This is a genomic window from uncultured Paenalcaligenes sp., assembly GCF_947630565.1.
GTDB lineage: Bacteria > Pseudomonadota > Gammaproteobacteria > Burkholderiales > Burkholderiaceae_B > Paenalcaligenes > Paenalcaligenes faecalis.
Genome location: NZ_CANRIC010000008.1, coordinates 1 through 19,203 on the forward strand (window position 1 = coordinate 1; position 19,203 = coordinate 19,203).

The 19,203-nt window shown below is 45.6% G+C and carries 15 protein-coding genes and 1 pseudogene; 5 read left to right on the forward strand and 11 right to left on the reverse strand.

Annotation, left to right across the window (positions count from 1 at the left end):
* Window positions 1-30: 30 nt before the first annotated feature.
* The 9 genes and pseudogenes from Q0Z62_RS02935 to Q0Z62_RS02975 form a co-directional block, all read right to left on the reverse strand.
* A pseudogene (locus Q0Z62_RS02935) lies at window positions 31-1,106 on the reverse strand (IS3 family transposase).
* 283 nt (window positions 1,107-1,389) lie between these two features.
* On the reverse strand, window positions 1,390-1,665 hold the full coding sequence (locus Q0Z62_RS02940; protein WP_298050618.1) for a helix-turn-helix transcriptional regulator: 276 nt from the start codon (window positions 1,663-1,665) through the stop codon (window positions 1,390-1,392).
* A gap of 1 nt (window position 1,666) precedes the next feature.
* Entirely contained in the window at window positions 1,667-3,514 is a 1,848-nt protein-coding gene (locus Q0Z62_RS02945; RefSeq protein WP_298050621.1) for an ATP-binding protein, read from the reverse strand.
* Between the two features lie 346 nt (window positions 3,515-3,860).
* The gene (locus Q0Z62_RS02950) at window positions 3,861-4,082 is read right to left on the reverse strand and encodes a VF530 family protein (protein ID WP_298050623.1); all 222 of its coding nucleotides are present in this window, start codon (window positions 4,080-4,082) and stop codon (window positions 3,861-3,863) included.
* 71 nt (window positions 4,083-4,153) lie between these two features.
* Window positions 4,154-4,711: a polyhydroxyalkanoate synthesis repressor PhaR gene (gene phaR / locus Q0Z62_RS02955; protein ID WP_269900198.1), complete on the reverse strand. Its 558-nt coding sequence runs from the start codon at window positions 4,709-4,711 to the stop codon at window positions 4,154-4,156.
* 41 nt (window positions 4,712-4,752) lie between these two features.
* Complete coding sequence (gene phbB / locus Q0Z62_RS02960; RefSeq protein WP_298050627.1) at window positions 4,753-5,490, reverse strand: acetoacetyl-CoA reductase; 738 nt, start codon at window positions 5,488-5,490, stop codon at window positions 4,753-4,755.
* Window positions 5,491-5,585: 95 nt separating this feature from the next.
* A complete protein-coding gene (locus Q0Z62_RS02965; RefSeq protein ID WP_298050751.1) occupies window positions 5,586-7,157 on the reverse strand; it encodes an alpha/beta fold hydrolase in 1,572 nt (523 codons plus the stop codon).
* A gap of 193 nt (window positions 7,158-7,350) precedes the next feature.
* Entirely contained in the window at window positions 7,351-8,118 is a 768-nt protein-coding gene (gene pgeF, locus Q0Z62_RS02970) for a peptidoglycan editing factor PgeF (RefSeq protein ID WP_298050629.1), read from the reverse strand.
* Window positions 8,103-8,993: an RluA family pseudouridine synthase gene (locus tag Q0Z62_RS02975; protein ID WP_298050754.1), complete on the reverse strand. Its 891-nt coding sequence runs from the start codon at window positions 8,991-8,993 to the stop codon at window positions 8,103-8,105. The genes pgeF and Q0Z62_RS02975 overlap by 16 nt, the downstream gene beginning before the upstream one ends.
* A gap of 250 nt (window positions 8,994-9,243) precedes the next feature.
* Between Q0Z62_RS02975 and Q0Z62_RS02980 the strand changes: the two genes are divergently transcribed.
* Window positions 9,244-10,068: an outer membrane protein assembly factor BamD gene (locus tag Q0Z62_RS02980; RefSeq protein ID WP_269902190.1), complete on the forward strand. Its 825-nt coding sequence runs from the start codon at window positions 9,244-9,246 to the stop codon at window positions 10,066-10,068.
* Window positions 10,069-10,092: 24 nt separating this feature from the next.
* Here Q0Z62_RS02980 and Q0Z62_RS02985 read toward each other — a convergent pair whose 3' ends face one another.
* Window positions 10,093-12,105, reverse strand: coding sequence for an ATP-dependent DNA helicase (locus Q0Z62_RS02985; protein WP_298050631.1), 2,013 nt, complete (start codon window positions 12,103-12,105; stop codon window positions 10,093-10,095).
* A gap of 131 nt (window positions 12,106-12,236) precedes the next feature.
* On the opposite strand from Q0Z62_RS02985, the gene Q0Z62_RS02990 reads away from it, so the two are divergent.
* The 3 genes from Q0Z62_RS02990 to Q0Z62_RS03000 are packed head-to-tail and all read left to right on the forward strand — an operon-like array spanning window position 12,237 to window position 16,443.
* A complete protein-coding gene (locus Q0Z62_RS02990) occupies window positions 12,237-14,594 on the forward strand; it encodes a Tex family protein (RefSeq protein WP_298050633.1) in 2,358 nt (785 codons plus the stop codon).
* Between the two features lie 4 nt (window positions 14,595-14,598).
* Window positions 14,599-15,459 carry a prephenate dehydrogenase/arogenate dehydrogenase family protein gene (locus Q0Z62_RS02995; RefSeq protein ID WP_298050635.1) on the forward strand — a complete coding sequence of 287 codons (861 nt, stop codon included), beginning with the start codon at window positions 14,599-14,601 and terminating at the stop codon, window positions 15,457-15,459.
* 9 nt (window positions 15,460-15,468) lie between these two features.
* Window positions 15,469-16,443, forward strand: coding sequence for a tripartite tricarboxylate transporter substrate binding protein (locus Q0Z62_RS03000; RefSeq protein ID WP_298050637.1), 975 nt, complete (start codon window positions 15,469-15,471; stop codon window positions 16,441-16,443).
* A gap of 41 nt (window positions 16,444-16,484) precedes the next feature.
* On the opposite strand, the gene Q0Z62_RS03005 is transcribed toward Q0Z62_RS03000, so the two are convergent.
* Window positions 16,485-17,396, reverse strand: coding sequence for a LysR family transcriptional regulator (locus tag Q0Z62_RS03005; protein WP_298050640.1), 912 nt, complete (start codon window positions 17,394-17,396; stop codon window positions 16,485-16,487).
* 184 nt (window positions 17,397-17,580) lie between these two features.
* Here Q0Z62_RS03005 and Q0Z62_RS03010 point away from each other — a divergent pair, with 184 nt between their 5' ends.
* On the forward strand, window positions 17,581-19,194 hold the full coding sequence (locus tag Q0Z62_RS03010; protein ID WP_298050642.1) for an ABC transporter substrate-binding protein: 1,614 nt from the start codon (window positions 17,581-17,583) through the stop codon (window positions 19,192-19,194).
* The last annotated feature ends 9 nt before the right edge of the window (window positions 19,195-19,203 follow it).

Consider the following 19,203-nt stretch of genomic DNA (forward strand, 5'->3'; position numbering starts at 1 on the left):
CCCATCTTTAATACACCACACACATAGAATTTATAATGTTAATTTATAGTCAATGGGTGTCATGTCATTGAGTGAATCGTGCGGTCTTTCGGTGTTGTAAATCGTTGTCCAGTGTTCCGTGATGTGTTGAACTTGCTTCAACGACGTAAAAAGATATAAATCTAATACCTCTTGGCGGTACGTACGATTGAAGCGCTCAATATAGGCGTTTTGATAGGGGCAACCGGGCTGCGTATAATCAATATAAACGCCATGTTGATGTGCCCACTGAACGAACTCCGCGGAGGTGAACTCGGGGCCATTATCGACACGAACTTTACGTGGGTAGCCGTGCCAAGAGGCCAGCCCATCTAGGTAACGGGTGACACGAGCAGACGGTAAGCCCGTGCCAATATCGATTCCTAGCAACTCGCGATTGCAATCGTCAATCACATTAAATGTACGAAATCGCACGTTATTTTCTAAGCGGTCCGACATAAAATCCATCGACCAACACTGACCCGTACTTTTAGGTACGACGAGTGGTTCGGGTTGGCGAGCAGGCACGCGTTGCTTGCGCTTTGTCTTTATGTTGAGTCGCAATGCATTATAAACACGCTGTACACGCTTATGATTCCAGCGGTAACCTAAAGCGCGTATGCGCTTAAAACACTTGGGGAACCCCCAACGTTGATGTCTTTCAACCAGCGTGTTTAGCACTGTAATTACCTCGCTATCATCACAACGTTTAGGCTGATAGTAAAACGCGGTGCGACTCATCCCCGTAATCATGCAGCTTAAAACAACGCGGATGTCATGCTGTGCCTGTAGCGCTTTTGCCCAGTCTTTACGCGTCGCAACAGGCACTACAGCTTTTTTATGATTTCTTCCTGCAACTGAGACTTCAAACTTAAATCAGCATACATCTGCTTTAAGCGACGATTCTCCTCCTCAAGCTCTTTGAGTCGTTTTACGTCGGAGAGCTCCATGCCGCCATATTTGGCTCGCCATTTATAAAATGTGGAGTTACCTACATGATGCTTGCGGCACAGCTCTTTAATCGGTATCCCAGCTTGCGCTTCTTTCAACATCGCCACAATTTGGCTTTCTGTCATCCGTTTGCTCATCGTAAAAATCCTTTTTTCTTAGTGTAAGAAAAATTCTACGCTTCAGCTGTATTATTTTAGGGGATAGTTACAAAACAACACCATGCCCCAGCCTGCGACAAGCAGTAGAGAGATACTAAGTATTATGAAGCGCCAACTAATAGCTAGTCTGCGATAAGGATAGGTTAGTTTGTATAAAGTGAAGAGGTTCAAGATGACAGAACTCAGTGACGCTCCCACATCATAGACACCATTACCGGCATTATCGCTGGAGCTGTTATTAGTGGGTTTTAGTTTGTGCTACCTACATTTTCTGCGGTTTAAGTGACAACTCAAAACCACAAGCGTAAGCATACTTAAGAAGTGTAGACCAGCTTGGGTTAGTGTTCCCATTTTCTAAACGACTGACGTTACTTTTTTGTGTCTGCATTCTCTCTGCTAGCTGCTCTTGTGTCAGGCCAGCTTTAGTACGCATTGAAAGTAGCTTATCGATCAGATCGAACTCACTATCCAATTTTTCGTATTCAACCCTCACTTCAGGGTTCGTTAAAGCACGCTGTTTTAGTTTTTGAAGACTCATTTTAGTTACTCACTAGAACATAAGCCTGATTAGGATGATTCTCTGTTTCAGGATAAAGCATTTTTAGCACGCCCTCTTCTAACAGGGGACGTAAGTAGGTACGGCGTAACTCTTTACTGTCTTTCCTACCTAAGAGCTGACATAACTGGTTCGCCGTCAGCGGCTGTAACTGACATAGATCTAAAATCAACTCACGCACTTCCTGCTGCCTAGGCCTTGTACCGACTGCAGGTAGGCGTGTTTGTAAACTAGGGGGGATAATGGGGAGGAGCTGGGAGGTTTCAGAGGATCCCCCCAAGCTTATGCCATGATCCCCCCCAGCTTCGAGCTGTGAGCTTGGGGGGATTCCATGTAAATTCGCTTCACTTCTTAAAATATAATACGTTCTATTACCGCTACCCTGTTTAATTAATAATCCCTTATCACGCAATTTGCGCAGTGTCTTACTTGCACTCAGGGTATCCAGACCAGAAAAATCCCTGCAAGCAGCATTATCGACCGCACCTGTGGCACGAGCATAAATAAGAACTTTTGCCTCCTCCTCATCCAATGTCTCGGGAGTTAATGAGCGCAACCAAGCATGATCATCTTCATTGATTAAATTATGCAAATATAAACTAACGCTAAAGCTATCTCCAATTCGATCCGTCTTAAATTCAGGTAAAGGTAAGCCTGCCTCAATCGCTAATCGACGCATACTACGAATTCCCGTTCCTTTGGCCTCGGCTAAGTTTAAATCATGTAAAACAGCAGCTATGACCGGATTGCGTGGCCATGATCCGGGAGTGCCAAGCTGCTCCATAGGTTTAAGTGAATGACCTGGATTTCGGATTTCAATACGATTGCTATAACGTACAATTTGAATAGGGCTATGTTTAATATAAGTCCGATGCATCACCGCATTAGCTAAGGCTTCTCGTATGATCTTACGAGGCATAATAGGCTCTTGAATACTTTGCAGCTGCCCCTCTGGTAGATAAAACCCCTTGGGCAAGTCGTCAATAATACTGGCTTCCGCTGCAGATAAAGCCTGCAATAATGGCTTACGAACTTCAATAGAAGACTGAAAACGTTTATGTGGATCCTCCACCCACTCCAAACCAGCAATCCGTATGTAATCGATTTTGACCATAGGCAGCAAACAGCGTAAAGCTATTGGTTTTGCAAAAAGCAATACTCCCGCCAAAGTCGGTAATAACTGATCTCCTTCACGTCGTACAGCACCTAACGCCTCAAGCAGATCCTCGTTATTATAAAGCAGCTCCTCGGCATTCGTATTCACACGCGCTCTTTCACGACGATAAAGCTCAATAACTTGAGGGTCGAAATCCTCCATACGAGCATAGGGCATAACACTAGAATCAGGCCCGTACATCGACTGATGTGTCCCCCTAAGTACCCATAAGTCTTCATCTACACAACGCTGATCTGTAGAACCAATACGCCTATAGGCGCCCTTGGGCAAACCCGTCGCCTGTTTATAAACTGGCTTTAGATGGCTTTCTAGTTCAGGCACATAGACCACTAATAACGCGCAACCATTAACAAGCTCTACTTGCATATAGGGGCGTAACGTTACATTCAACTGAGTGGCACACTGTGTAGCCAAATCTTTTTGAATTTTATCTGGATCCACTAAACCAGCAGGTATATAAACCGTATCACCTTTGTTATTAACGCTCCAATCTACCCCTAGTAATAAATAACCACCATCTAACCCCGGCTCATTAGCAAAGGCTATTACAGTCTCTAAAACTGATTTGCCTAAATCACTAGCCCGCTTAGCTTCGATACGAATTGACTCATCCACAGCATTGAGTTCATCAAGCAAATTTTGAGCACTACGCATTTATACCCCTCATCTACACCTCGTTGTCATAACACATTGTACTAAGAGCAATGAGGATTCCTATAACTAACACCCGACCGTCACTCACCCTCTCAAAAAACATGCAAAATCACGAAATATTTTTTAGAGAGTTTTTTGTTATTTAGCCGTTGCTAAAAACAAGTAAGCCACATAAGCTATTGATTTATATATGATATTCATTAAGGTAAAAAGCGAATTGACGGGCTCATAACCCGAAGGTCGTCAGTTCAAATCTGGCTCCCGCAACCAAATTTAAAAAACCGAAATCTTTTGATTTCGGTTTTTTTTCGTCTTAAATCCAACTATTCATTTATCCTGTCAAAAATTAAGCAAAAGTTCTTAAGTACAATTGCTCAACCTCTAAACGCGCCCATTCCGTTTTGCGCAAAAACGTCAAGGCCGACTTGATGGATGGCTCATTCTTAAAGCAGTTTATATTCACTTGCTTAGCTAGGCCCTCCCAGCCATAGTGGTTATACAAGGCAGTCACCACCATTTTCAACGTAATGCCATGCAAAGGGTTGTTCGGTTGGGTATTTATTGACATTAAAACTCGCTCTTAAATAAAAAAAACCCCAGTCTCCACAAAGAGAGGCTGGGGTTTTAGTCTGTGCAAACTTACTCTTTTTTGGGCGCCACAGGATTAAAAGGGAAAGCATTAAACATAGTTAATGTCTGGCCCTGCATTTGATCCTGCATCTGTACAAACAGATTTTTACTCTGTTCTATATAGCTATTCATGGCATTTTGCAACACAGGAGTCTGCCCTGCCATAAATTGAGCCCAAGCCTCTGGACCTATTTGCGTACTATATAAGCCCTTAGACTGCTCAGCCATTCGCTCTTGAATATCAATGAATGCCTGAATGTTTTTCTCGATGTAGCTACCCATTACGCCTTGCATGGCACTACCATAGAAACGGATAATTTGCGCTAAGGCATTTGCCGAAAACATCGGCATACTACCCGTTTCCTCTTCGAGAATAATCTGCAACAGAACACTACGTGTAATGTCTTCACCAGACTTGGCGTCAACGACCTGCAAGGTTTCGTTCGCGAGCACGAGCTGCTTTACATCCGCAAGCGTAATGTAAGCACTGGTTTGGGTATCGTACAAACGTCGATTTGGGTATTTTTTAATCAGTCGAGCTGTTTCTGGTGTGTTTTCTTGTGTCATAGTTCACATCGAATGAGTCTTGCTAAATCGCAAAACGCGAATTAGCTCATGTGCAGGCCGCCATTAACGGAGAAATCCCCCCCAGTAGCAAAGCCAGCATCATCGGAAGCTAGCCACGTTACCATTGAAGCAATTTCCTCTGGTTCGCCTAGACGTCGTACAGGAATCGTCGCTACGATTTTTTCCAATACATCTTCGCGGATAGCACGAACCATATCTGTACCAATATAACCGGGTGACACGGTATTCACTGTCACACCCTTAGAGGCGACCTCTTGGGCTAAAGCTTTAGTAAAGCCATGCATACCTGCTTTAGCAGTGGAGTAGTTGGTTTGACCAAACTGCCCTTTTTGGCCATTAACCGAACTAATGTTAATAATACGTCCCCAGCCCTTTTCTGTCATACCATCAATAACTTGCTTGGTGACATTAAATAGACTGTTTAAATTTGTATCCATTACAGCACGCCAGTCGTCTATTGTCATTTTACGAAATAAACCATCTCGTGTGATACCCGCATTATTAACTAAGACATCTACACCACCAAATTGCTCTTTAATTTTAGCAAATGCGGCAACGGTAGAGTCCCAATCCGTCACATCAGCAGCCGAAGCATGGAACTCAAAACCCAACTCTTTCTGTGCGTCTAGCCACTCTTGTGCGTTTCGGTTTGGGCTACAACCCGCAATAACGGTAAAGCCTTCTTTGGCTAAACGCTGACAAATTGTAGTCCCAATACCACCCATACCACCCGTAACATAAGCAATTTTCGCTGTCATGGAAGTTCTCCCTATTGATGTTAAACCGTTGTAAAATAGCAACCATAAAACGAGCCATAATCATGGCTCGCTCTGTATATTGAGCAAAGACCGAATTAAGAAACGGCTTTTGTTTTTACGTACTGACCAGGGGCAGCCTCTAGGACCGGATAATTTTTATTACCCAATGTTTTAGGCGCTGTTTTCTTTTTGCCTGACTTTTTACTTAGCCACTGATCCCAGTCCCCCCACCAGCTCCCCTCGTGTTTAGGAGCCGAACTTAACCAGTCATCGCCGGAACCGGGGAACTCAGCTACGCCTGCAGCATCATAAGCCCAGTAATGGCGTCGATTTTGTGCCGGAGGGTTAATGACCCCTGCAATGTGTCCGGACGCACCCAATACAAATCGATCGGCTCCTGGCAAAATACCGGAGCTAGCATATGCAGTGCGCCATGGCACAATATGATCATCAATGGATGCGTACATATAAACCGGCATATCAAGCCTGCTGAAATCGATAGGCACAGAGTCAATCTTGACCTTTCCAGGCACTTTTAAGTTGTTTTCTAAATAGGTATTACGGAAATACCAAGTAAAGAATGGGCCAGGTAAGTTAGTGCTGTCTGCATTCCAATACAAAATATCAAAGGCTGACGGCGTCTCGCCTTTGAGGTAGTTACTGGTGACGTAATTCCAAACTAGCTCAGAGGGACGCAAGAACGAAAAAGTCGTGGCCAAGTCAGAGGCCTGCATCAGCTTATTTGAGCCTGATAACTGCCACTCTCGTAGAAGCGCAAATGCCTCATCTACAAAGACACGCAAAATACCCACATCGTGGAAATCAAGCATAGCAGTTAATAATGTCATGCTATTAGCTGGGTTTTCACCACGAGCTTTGGCTAGGCTTAATGCTGAAGCCAACATCGTCCCACCAACACAAAACCCTAGCGTGTTTAATTTAGGACTGCCGCTCACGTCTTGAGCAACCTTAATGGCCTGCAAAATACCGTGTTCTAAATAGTCACCCCAACTGGCATCAAGGATGCCATCATCGTCTTCTGCTAAGGGATTACGCCAAGAAATCAAGAACACTTGCTTGCCTTGATCCAAGGCATAACGCACAAATGAGTTTTCAGGCTGAAGATCCAAGATGTAATATTTATTGATGCTAGGCGGAACAATAAATAATGGTGTTTCGTATACCGAAGCCTGCTGGGGTTGGTACTGAATCAATTGCAATAATTCATTCTGATAAATTACCGAACCAGGTGTCACGGCCAAGTTCTCGCCTACGGCGAATTTAGACTCGTCCGTTTGCTGCATACGCCCCTTTTGCACATCTTGCAAAAAGTTCTGTGCCCCCTGAAGCAAGCTCTGACCTTTGGTTTGCATAGCGGTATGCATAGCATCAGGATTAGTAATCAAGTAGTTTGCCGGGCACAAGGCCTCTGCCCACTGCATAGAGGCAAAAGCCAAGCGCTCTTGCATCTGAGGACTGTCACTGACGGTATGAGCCATACGCTCTAAGGTATTCGCATACAACTGCCACACATGGGCACTAAGGAGAGCTTGTTGATTCTGCGCCCACGCCTCGCCCTTAAAGCGTCGATTACGTGGAGGCTGCAACTCGCCTTTTTGTGCCTGTACATTTAACTCTTGCCAAGTACTCAAGAATTCCTGCTGGATTTCAACAAGCTGATCTTTATTGATTAAAGAGGGAGCCTGCCAAGTTTGAGAGCTTAAAAAATTCACCCTAAACACCTTAGAAAATAAATGAACAATTAAAACGAATCCGTATTCACACCTAATCTATTTTTATTTATTTTGGTATTGTACTTACTAATACTATACACAATGAATGACAATTTGTTATATCGTTTTATTCTAACCAGGCAATTGTGGCTATTCTGCCTGTTTTAGCTTGACGTCTATACGAATAGTAACTTTGTTTTTCCTTAAATGTACAAGCATGGCTTAATACAATATCTATATTATTTTGCGCGGCGCAACATAAGCGATTTTTAGCCAATCCGGCTAAGTCAGCCTTATATTTACCTGCCTGATTAGTAGAAATAAAAAATGCAGCTAAGGTCTTGTCTTTTTGAACAAAAGCATTAAATACATCTTGGCCAACCTCAAAATTTTCCTGACTAATCGCTGGACCTATCCATGCTCTCCAGCGTGTATGCAATGGTCTATTTTGCTGCAGACGCAACAATAGTTTTTCTAAAACGCCATCGGCTAATCCACGCCAACCCGCATGAGCTACGCCAACAATAGAGCCTTTTTCATCCGTAATCACCACCGGCAGACAATCTGCTGTTAATACAGCTATAACGGCCTTAGGCGTCGTAGTCCACGCCGCGTCCGCAACAGGAGCCTGCTGCCATGTGTGCTGTTTAGGGGTAGGTTTTAGGGCTTGATATAACTGCGTACCATGAACCTGCTGCAACCAATGCGGTAAATTGGGCAGCAGCTGATATAAACGTTGTCTATTTTTTGCTACATGCTCAGGCTCGTCACCACAATGCTCTCCTAGGTTTAAGCCAGCCCACTCGTTCTGACTGACTCCTCCTGCTAGGGTTGTACTGAAATACCGCACACCCGGCCACTCTGGGCCGGTCAACGTCTTTATTTGTTTTTCCATTGGACTTGCTCATAGACGGCGGTAAAGTCGACTGGAGGGTCTATAGCAAAACTAACCCATTTATTTGTAGTGGGATCATCAAAAGCCAATGCTCTCGCATGCAGCATTTGACGCGTTGCACCTCCTAGGGGCTTTCCACCATAAATATCGTCGCCCAATAAGGGATGGCCTTGACTGCTGAGATGAACACGAATCTGGTGGGTACGGCCTGTTTCCAGCCTGCACTGCACTGCCGTCACAGCTAAGCCTCTGTCAAATAACCCCTGTTCAATGACCTCGTAATGCGTGCGAGCACTACGAGGGGCTATCGCATTTTGCGTCGCCATTCGAACAGGAACTCGCGCATCGCGCCCTATAGGCAAGTCAATACAATCTGCCCCGTATAAAAAACCATGACAAAGTGCGATGTACTCACGCTTTACGGTTCGCTCTTGTAACTGACGCACCAAGTGGGTTTGTGCCATTTCGGTAAGCGCTACGACCATTAAACCCGTCGTATCTTTATCCAAACGGTGCACAATACCAGCACGAGCAACCTGTTTTAACTGAGGAAAATGATAGAGCAAACCATTTAATAATGTGCCGCTCCAGTTACCGGCCCCTGGATGCGTCACCAGCCCAGCCGGTTTATTAATAACCAACCAGTCTTCGGTTTGATCTACTATGTCTAGATCAATGTCTTCGGCCTCATAGGCTAACTCCTCTGGGCGAGACTGTGGTGTAACATGTAGCACATCACCCGGTAATACCTGATGACGTATACGCACCTGTTGCCCATTAACTAATACATGCCCCTCTTCGATCCACGCTTGGATTCGACTGCGTGAGTGGTCTGGCATTAGCTGAGCTAGTACTTTATCTAAACGCTCTGGCATCGCACTAATGGCGATATTAAACTGCAAAGCGTGGCTGTTTTCTGTCTGGTCTATTGCTGAATTCATGATAAAACCTTAAATATGAAGCTAAATTTTGACACGCTTAGATTGCACTGTACAGAATGACTAGCATAGAATCCCTTTAGCCCACTAAAATACGCTATTCTTATTGGTATTATTTTATTTGGCTTGGACCTAAACCCATTTGCTCATTGCAAAGGATGCTCTTGTGACGCGCTTAAACTCATCTATGACCCAGTTATCCTATACTCAACGCATTGGGCGTGCTTTATCTATTACTTGTGCCTGCTTACTACTCGCCGCATGTGGATCCGTTAAAACCACCGTAGACCCCACCATTGGCTGGACTGCAGAGCGCCTCTATCAAGACGGTAAGGCAGAAATGGCAGCAGGTAACTGGAAACAAGCTCGAACACGCCTAGAGGCCGTAGAAGCTCGTTACCCTTTTGGTATTTACGCACAACAAGCGCTCATTGACCAAGCCTATATCAACTGGAAAGACGACGAACCTGAGCAAGCTCTTGGCGCCATTGATCGCTTTCAAAAACAATATCCTAATCACCCCGGTAGTGATTACATGTTGTACTTAAAAGGCTTAATTTCCTTTACGCCCCCCAGCGCAAGCTTGATGAAGTTCACGATGCAAGATCCGAGTGAGCGCGACCCAAAAGGCCTAAGCGAATCCTATGACGCCTTTATGCAACTGATCGAACAATACCCTGAAAGTCGCTATGCAAATGATGCGCGATTACGTGCTAGCTGGCTAGTCAATACCATTGCTCAAAACGAGGCTCACGTGGCTGAATACTATTACACACGCCATGCCTATGTTGCAGCGATTAACCGCGCGCAACGTGTCATCACCGACTTTCAAGGTGTGCCTATTGCGGAACGAGCCCTCTACATCATGTACTTATCCTACGATAAGCTAGGCAAAAATGACCTACGTGATGACACCAAACGAGTCATGGATCAAAACTACCCAAACTCAAGCTACTTTACAAATGGTTTAGCTGAAAAGAAAAACTACTGGAATCCGATTAACTGGTTCTAATCCTTTTTTCTGCCCAGTAAACAATTAGTTTTCTGGGCATTTTTTTTGATAGAAACTCAAGGCCTGAGAGGCACTACGTGTCCGAGTAAAAGGAGGCAAGCCACGCCACAGCACTTTGCCATAAGGCTTTTCAACCAAACGAGCATCACCCATAATCAATACTCCCCAGTCTTTTTCTGTACGAATTAACCGCCCCGCCCCCTGCTTTAAAGCAATCGCAGCCTCTGGTAGCTGATACTCCACAAATGGGTTGCCACCTCGATCTCGGCAGACTTTAATCCTTGCCTCTAAAACTGGATCATCGGGTGGAGCAAAAGGCAGCTTATCAATTGCCACTACTGTTAAAGCATCACCCGGTACATCAATGCCCTCCCAGAAACTAGCACTACCTACCAAGACAGCATTCGATTTAGCCCTAAACTCATCCAAAAGAACCTGACGCGATTTTTCACCTTGGCGCATTAAATGCCGAGTCAGTCCTAGGTTCTCTAATCGCTCTTGAATCAAATCAGCCATTTGGTCCACCCCCCGTAGAGTGGTACTCAAAATCAAGACCCCACCTTGGGCCTGCTGAATAAATGGCATAATTACATTAATAAAGGCAGGATAAAAATCAGCGCTATTAGGCAAAGGAAGCCCTTGAGGCACATAAAGTAGAGCTTGCTCAGGGTAATTGAACGGTGATGGCCAAACCTCGACTTTGGCCTCCCATAACCCGAGCTGATGCACAAAATGATTAAAATTACCATGCACTGATAGCGTGGCAGAGGTAAATATCCAGCTTTGCTCATCGCCTTTATAGCGAGAAAAAATTTGTGCTACTGATAATGGGGCACGGTGTAAGCGCAAGTAACTGCTACCATGCTCTACCCAGCGCACAGACTCTTGTTCTATTTGCTGTACTAACGCCGGATCAGCATCAGGCATTAATGTACTTTTACCTAAACGATCTGGCTGCGTCCACACATACAGTTGCGCACGTAACTGCAAAGACGTTTTGTAAGCGGCGGCTAAATCAGGATGATGATCTTTGAGTAAATCAATTAGCTTAATCACCTTATCTAGCTTTTCTAAAAGCTCATCTAAGGCCTTGTCAAAACCATCTGCATTCGGCAAATCTAAAAACGTCGCTTTATGCCCAGATAGTTTTTGAATAGGTGCCGCCTGAAGACGTAGCTCTTGTACCGCCAAACGAATTGCCCCTGCCACCGCACTCCAATCTGTCGTCCCTTTGGCATGAGCTAAGCCCGCTGCCTCAATCAAATGAGCCACATCATTGATTTGATGCATGGAGATAGTGGTACCCAAAAACCGAGTTGCCACATCGGGTAACTGGTGGGCTTCGTCAAAAACGACTACATCGACCTCTGGAAGTAAATCGGTGATGCCTTCTTCGCGTAAAGCCAAATCCGCCATAAATAAAGCATGATTCACCACAATAATATCGGCCTCTTGGGCTTTGCGCCGGGCCTTTAAGACAAAGCATTCGCCCACATAAGGACAATCCTGTCCTAAGCAGGTTTCTCTGGTGGAGGTGACCCGATGCCACACAGGTGCATCTTCGGGCACATCAGACAACTCGCTCTTATCACCCGTTTTACTGCGTTCAATGAATGTCTGTATGTGTTTCATCTGAGCGGCTTCGGCCCTAGAGCTAAAACCACGCTCATCCTGCTCGTATTTTTCAAAGTAATAATGGCACACATAATTGCCTCTGCCTTTGAGCAAAGACACATTCAATGATAACGACAAGGCTTTGCGCAAATGAGGCAGGTCACGCCTAAACAACTGATCTTGTAAAGTGCGTGTACCTGTAGACACCAAGGCTTTACGACCACTTAAAAATAAAGGAACTAAATAAGCCCATGTTTTACCTGTGCCAGTCCCTGCCTCGGCGACTAAGGTGGAAGGCGTGTCGAGAGCATGTTGGATGGATTGAGCCAGTTCGAGTTGTTGGGTACGTAGCACATAATGGTCTACCGATGCTGCTAATGGGCCATCATTAGCAAATACCTCGTCTAAGTCCTGCAAAAGCATGATAATTATGATGAGAAAAAATAAAAGCGGAAAGAGCGCAAGACTTATCTTGACTCTCAAATCATACTACACTGCTACACTTATCTTGAATACAAAGCGCACAACAGCATTACGCTTTTTTACTGGAAACCATGACAAATACATCTACCATCGACCAATCCCGCATCCTACAACTTTTAGCCGAAGAGCTATCTATACGCGCATCCCAAGCGGCTGCTGCGATTGACTTGTTAGATGGCGGCGCCACTGTCCCCTTTATCGCCCGTTATCGTAAAGAGGCCACAGGAGGTCTGGATGATGTGGTGTTACGTGATCTTGAGGTCCGTTTGCTCTATATACGAGAGCTAGAAACACGCCGCTTAGCTATCCTAGACAGCATTCGAGAGCAAGAAAAACTCACTCCTGAACTAGAAGCCGCGATTCTAGAGGCAAACAGTAAACAGCGCCTTGAAGACCTATACACCCCCTACAAACCTAAGCGTCGCACACGCGCCCAAATTGCATTAGAGGCTGGTCTAGAGGCTCTTACTGAAGCCATCTTAGCCGACAAAAACTGCGATCCCCTGCAGCTCGCTGAAACCTTCATCAATATAGAAGCAGGATTTGAGGACGCGAAAAAAACACTAGATGGCGCTCGAGAAATTCTTGCCCAACGTTATGTAGAAAATGCCGACCTGCTCGAAAACATGCGTAATTACTTATGGCAACATGGCATGTTGTATGCAACGGTCGTAGAAGGTAAAGAAACGGAAGGCGATAAATTCCGTGACTGGTTTGATTTTTCAGAAAACCTCAAGACCTTGCCATCTCATCGAGTACTGGCCTTATTGCGTGGTCGCCAGCAAGGCGTACTAGCACTTCGTTTAGGTCTGAGCCCTGAGCTCGAGGCCCTAAGTCCTCATCCGTGTATAGAGCGCGTTGCCAAAATTAGCCATTGCCCTGCTGACTTTTCTACCGATGCAAAACCACAAGCAAAATGGTTAGCCGAAGTCTGTCGCATCACCTGGCGCGTTAAGCTTCTAACTGCTTTTGAAACGGAATTAATTGGTCGTTTACGTGATGAGGCGGAGTCTGAAGCCACTCGTGTGTTTGCGGCTAACTTACGCGATTTACTTTTAGCTGCTCCAGCGGGAAATAAACGCGTGTTAGGCCTAGATCCCGGCATACGCACCGGGGTCAAAGTAGCGGCTATTGATGAAACAGGCAAAGTCATTGCTACCGATACGGTCTACCCTTTTGGGGGGCGTAAGGATATTGCGGGTACAACCCAAACCATCAGCCAGCTATTACGTCAGCACAATCTACAACTCATTGCGATTGGTAATGGAACCGCATCGCGTGAAACCGAACAATTAGTGAAAGCGCTACTTAAAGAGAATACTGAATTTTCCTCAGTACAACATATCGTCGTCTCGGAAGCAGGCGCATCGGTCTACTCCGCCTCTGAATTAGGCAGTCAAGAATTCCCTGACTTAGATGTGAGCTTACGGGGTGCTGTTTCGATCGCACGTCGTCTTCAAGACCCATTAGCTGAGTTAGTGAAAATTGATCCCAAAGCGATTGGCGTGGGACAATATCAGCATGACGTAAATCAACGCGAACTAGAACGTTCTTTAGACGCAGTGGTAGAGGATTGTGTAAACGCGGTAGGAGTAGATGTCAATACGGCTTCTGCTGCCCTATTAGCCCGAGTCTCTGGACTCAATAAAACCTTAGCTGAAAACATTGTAGAGTGGCGTGACGAAAACGGGGCCTTTCCTGATCGAAAAACCTTATTGAGCGTCAAACGCTTTGGCCCTAAAACATTTGAGCAAGCGGCTGGTTTTTTACGTATTCCTAATGGCTCAAACCCTTTGGATGGATCAGCGGTTCACCCTGAGGCTTATCCCGTAGTAGAGCGTATCTTAAAGAAAATTCAAGCGGACGCCGCTGCAGTAGTAGGGCAAGCCGATGCTCTAAAAGGCTTATCACCCAAAGAGTTTACTGACGAGCAATTTGGTTTACCTACCGTACAGGATATTTTTACTGAAATTGAAAAACCAGGTCGAGATCCTCGTCCGGAGTTCAAAACAGCCCAATTTATGGATGGGGTAACGGAAATTCGCGATCTACATGTGGGCATGATTCTAGAGGGTGTGGTTAGCAACGTGGCTAATTTTGGTGCCTTTGTTGATATTGGTGTACATCAAGATGGGTTAGTGCATATTTCAGCCTTAGCCAATAAATTTGTCGAAGATCCGCGTGATGTGGTTCGTGTAGGTCAAACAGTAACAGTCAAAGTCCTTGAGGTCGATGAGCCCCGTAAACGTATTAGTCTAACAATGCGTCTCGAAGACTCTGCGGAACCAAGCCCCAAAAGAACCACCGTTCAAGATAAACCACAGCGCTCTGGATCACGCCCTCCACGCGCAGATCGTCAATCCCAACGAAATACACCTGATGCCGGTAATAACGCCATGGCAGCAGCCTTTGCTAAATTGAAAAAATAACCTCATGGCTGAACCTAAAACTCTAGCTCTATTAGGTTGCGGATTGATGGGTGGCTCATTTGCCTTAGCCGCCCAGCAAGCTCATGCAATTGACCACGTTATAGGCTACTCAGTACCTGCGAAGACTGCCGAGTACTTTTATCAGCAAGAGGTCATTCAATCGGTTGCTCAAACCGCAGCACAAGCCGTCAGTCAGGCAGATGTCGTATTGATAGCGACTCCTGTTGCTGCAATAGCACCGCTCTTAGCTGAGATCGCACCTGCTTTACCGGATCACGCCTTAATTATGGATGTGGGTAGCACTAAACGTAGCATTCAACTTGCCGCACAACAGGTTCTGGGTACCCATTATCATCGCTTTATTCCTGCTCACCCAATTGCAGGCAAAGAAAAAGCAGGGCATAGTGATCCCTTTGCCTCTCTTTATCAGGGGAAAACGGTTGTTTTGTGTCCGGATGAGCACACTCTACCTATCGCCTTAGAACAAGCACAACAGTTGTGGCAAGCCGTTGGGGCTATTCCTAAAATCATGGATGCCACCGCACACGACAGAGGCTTAGGCGCAGTCAGCCATCTGCCCCACCTTATTGCCTTTGCCTATATGGATGCCCTGCTAAATCAAACAGACAGCGAGCAATTATTAGCCTTAGGTGGGCCTGGTTTTAGAGACTTCTCTCGAATTGCGGGTTGTGATGCCACCGTTTGGCGTGACATTTTGCCAGACAATCAAGACCAAGTCTTACCGCTATTACAGGCAGTACGCCAGTCATTAGATCAACTAGAACATGTCATTACACAACATGACACCCCCGCGCTAGAGGCTCTACTCTCCCGAGCAAGCCAAGCGCGTATTCATTGGAAATAGGAGCTTATTATGTTTAAACCTGTATTACGCCGCAGCGTTATCGCCGTTGCCGCACTTTGTCTGTCTGGTGCTGCCCTAGCCCAACAAAATGTAACGCGCTTAATTGTGCCATTTTCTGCAGGTGGCCCAATTGATGTGAGTGCTCGCGTTCTAGCCGAAGGCGTTAAAGAACACCTAGGTACCGTGATCATTGAAAACAAGCCCGGCGCAGGCGGTAACATTGGTTCTGATCTCGTAGCCAAAGCAAAACCGGATGGTAAGACAATTGGCATTTCCACCTTGGCCTCACATGCGGTGAATCCTTGGTTATACAGCAAAATGCCTTACGATGCCGACAAGGACTTTAGTGCCGTTAGTCTGATGGTCTATGTACCCAACGTTCTTGTTATGAATGCTGAACAAGCCGATAAACTAGGTATTGCCAGTGTGGCTGACTTAATTGCCTATGCCAAAGCAAATCCAAGTAAATTAAACTATGGCTCAGGCGGCAATGGAAGTGGCGGACACCTGGCTGGTGAGCTATTCAAAAAACAAGCTGAGGTTGATGTGGCTCACATCCCTTACAACGGCGGCTCTCCCGCACAAATGGCATTGCTTTCCGCCGAAGTCGATTTCACTTTTGATAACCTCGCTACGGCTGCACCTAATATCCAAAATGGTAAATTGAAGGCCTTGGCTGTCACTACAAACGAACGCTCAGACGTATTGCCTGAAATCCCTACAGTAAAAGAAAGTGGATTAAACGATTTTTCTGTAGCGACTTGGTGGGGTATTGTTGCTCCAGCAGGCACACCTGAGGCAGAAATCAAAAAAATCAATGAGGCATTCACTGCCGCCATGAATAGCGATAAAGTCAAAGAGCGCTTTGCCGGTTTAATGGTAACTCCTACGCCAAGCAGCCCAGAAGCATTTGAAAAGCTAATGAGCGAAGAGCGCGCACGTTACAAACAAATCGTTGAAGATGCAGGTGCTCGTGTAGACTAAATCGCCCTCATTTCGTTTCATCACGATACACAGGCCCCCATTTAACTGGGGGCTTGTTCATTAATCTCTTGGATTCGCTGTGTCACGCTATTAATAAATAGCTCCATTATTTCTGGCAACTCCCTGCCTTGCATCACTTGCAATTGCACAACTCGGGCATGCATTTCGGTATTTTTAATCGGTATAGCGACCAGGCCTGAAGCCTGTAAGCGCCCTGACACCGATACATAACTGGCAAACAACACGGCTTGAGTATCTCTGACATAGGCATGAAGCGCCTCAGCGTGATTACTATATACCGATGGCTCTACCCATTTTCCTGTTCGATTACACGCTAATTGATAAAGCTTAAAAGTAGAGGTGTTTTTATCCGTCAAAGCCAGCGGGTATTTTTGTACATCGTCCAAAAACAAGCGTTTTCGTTTCGCTAAGGGATGCTGAGTAGACATAATCGCTAAAGCGGGAGCATTACATGAATAACGCACTGCCACGTTCTCTGCGGGGGTGGTACTAAAGGTAATCGCAATATCAGCCTCTCCGGTAGCCACTCGTTCTGTTGCCACTTTAGCGCTGCTTACAAATACATCAAAACGACTGTGCGGATAAGCCAAGTGAAATTGCGCCATTACACTAGGCACTAGCTCATGTGCTACGCCTTGGGTACACGCCAAGCGAATTGGGTGTTTTACAGCATCTTGCAAGCTAGCTATCGCCTGAAATGTCGCATCGGTTTCTAAATTCACACGCCGAACATGTTTTAGCAGCATTTGACCAGCTACGGTTAAACGCATACCCCGAGCACTACGCTCAAACAAGGTGGTTCCAACACGCTGCTCTAGCTGATTAATTTGCCGACTAACGGCTGAAACAGCTACATGCAATGACTCTGATGCTCCACTCAAACTTCCCTGCTGAGCCACCTCATAAAAATACTTAAAAGCCAATGATTGCATTACTATCCAATTGATTTTTCTAATAAATTTAAACTTCAACTACTTTCTATAAACTAGGGTTTACCCTAAAAAGTCTTTCTAAAAAAAGCAAATAGTCCTCTAATTCTTATCATTGTATAGAAAGCATCCTCTCTATATACTTCTTTCTGAACAATTATTTCTGTTGATTTCATCTGGAGACATTATGCGTCTAGAATTTACAGTAAAAACCGTCGCTCTTAGCATTGCCTGTGCTTTTGCATCCACAGCCTTTGCTCAAACCTTAAAAATTGGTTTGGCCTCTGAGCCGACAGCAGTAGACCCTCATTATCATCAAACCACCCCGAACGAAGCGTTGGTTTCGCATATCTTTGAACCGTTGGTTCGTATGAGCCCCGATATGCAGCTACAGCCCTCCTTAGCTAAGTCATGGGAAGCAACTGATGAGAACACATGGACTTTCACATTGGATGAAAAAGCAACTTTTTCCAATGGTGATCCATTTACTGCCAATGACGTGATCCTAAGCTTCTGTAGAATCCTTCATAATGAAACCGCCATTGGGGGTGGACTCGTTAACGTAGCGCGTCGTATTAAGGCCATTGAAGCCCCTGATGCAACGACGGTCAAACTCATTACTGCCTCCCCTTACCCTGTACTACCCAACGAATTAGCTCGTGTACCCATGATCTGGAATGGCGTAGTTAAACATGACAATTTGCGCTTTGACCCTGAGAATGGCTGTGGCGTAACCAGTGCCTGGCCTGATGTCAACGCATTTAACAGAGGGGATATTGTTGTAGGTACTGGCCCCTACCTATTGAAATCCTATGTCAAAGGCACAGGCATTGAGCTAGAGCGTAATGACAACTACTGGGGTGAAAAACCAGACTGGCAAACAGTACGCATGACATCCGTACCTAGCGCAGGCCCACGCTTAACAGGTCTATTAGCTGGGGACTTTGATCTGATTGAAAACCCGGCCGCTCGTGATTTAAAACGAATTACAGAGGGTGGTTTTGGTCATACGATTACCCCTTCAGTGCGTGTCATGTTCTTTCAGCTTGATGCAGGCCGTGAACAAAGCCCGCTAGTCAAATCACCTAAAGGGGATAACCCTCTACAGAACGCTAAGGTTCGCCAAGCGATGTCCTTAGCCATTGATCGCAAAACCATTGTTGAACGCATTATGGATGGTGTGGCTCAACCTGCTAATCAGTATCTACCTGAAGGAATGTTTGGTTCCATTGAGGGAGCTCCTGCATTAGAGTACAACCCGAAAAAGGCCAAAGAGCTATTAGCCGAAGCGGGGTACCCAGATGGATTTGAGTTAACTTTATCTGCCACTAATGACCGCTACATCAATGATGCTCAGCTCACACAAGCCGTAGCACAGTACTTAAGCCGTATTGGTATTAAAACAAACGTAGACACCATGACTCGTTCCGTCTATTTCCCTAAACGGGCAAAGCGTGAATTTAGTGTTTCACTGGGCGGTTGGGGATCTGAAACGGGTGAAGCCAGCAACTTTTTACAGTACTGGGTTACAACCACCAATAAAGATCTAGGCGTAGGTAGCAGCAACTATGGGGCGTACTCAAACCCTGAGCTTGATGCCATTTATCTAGAAGCCACTCGTACATTAGATGATGCCAAACGTAGCCAGCTTTTACAGCAAGCCGTTCAACTATCACTCAATGATATGGGCCATATCCCTCTGCATTTTGAAAGCGGCGTTTGGGCATTTCGTAAAGGCATTAATTACGTAGGTCGAGCAGATCAACGTACGATGGCTACACATGCCACTCTCGCTAACTAAGCACTAATC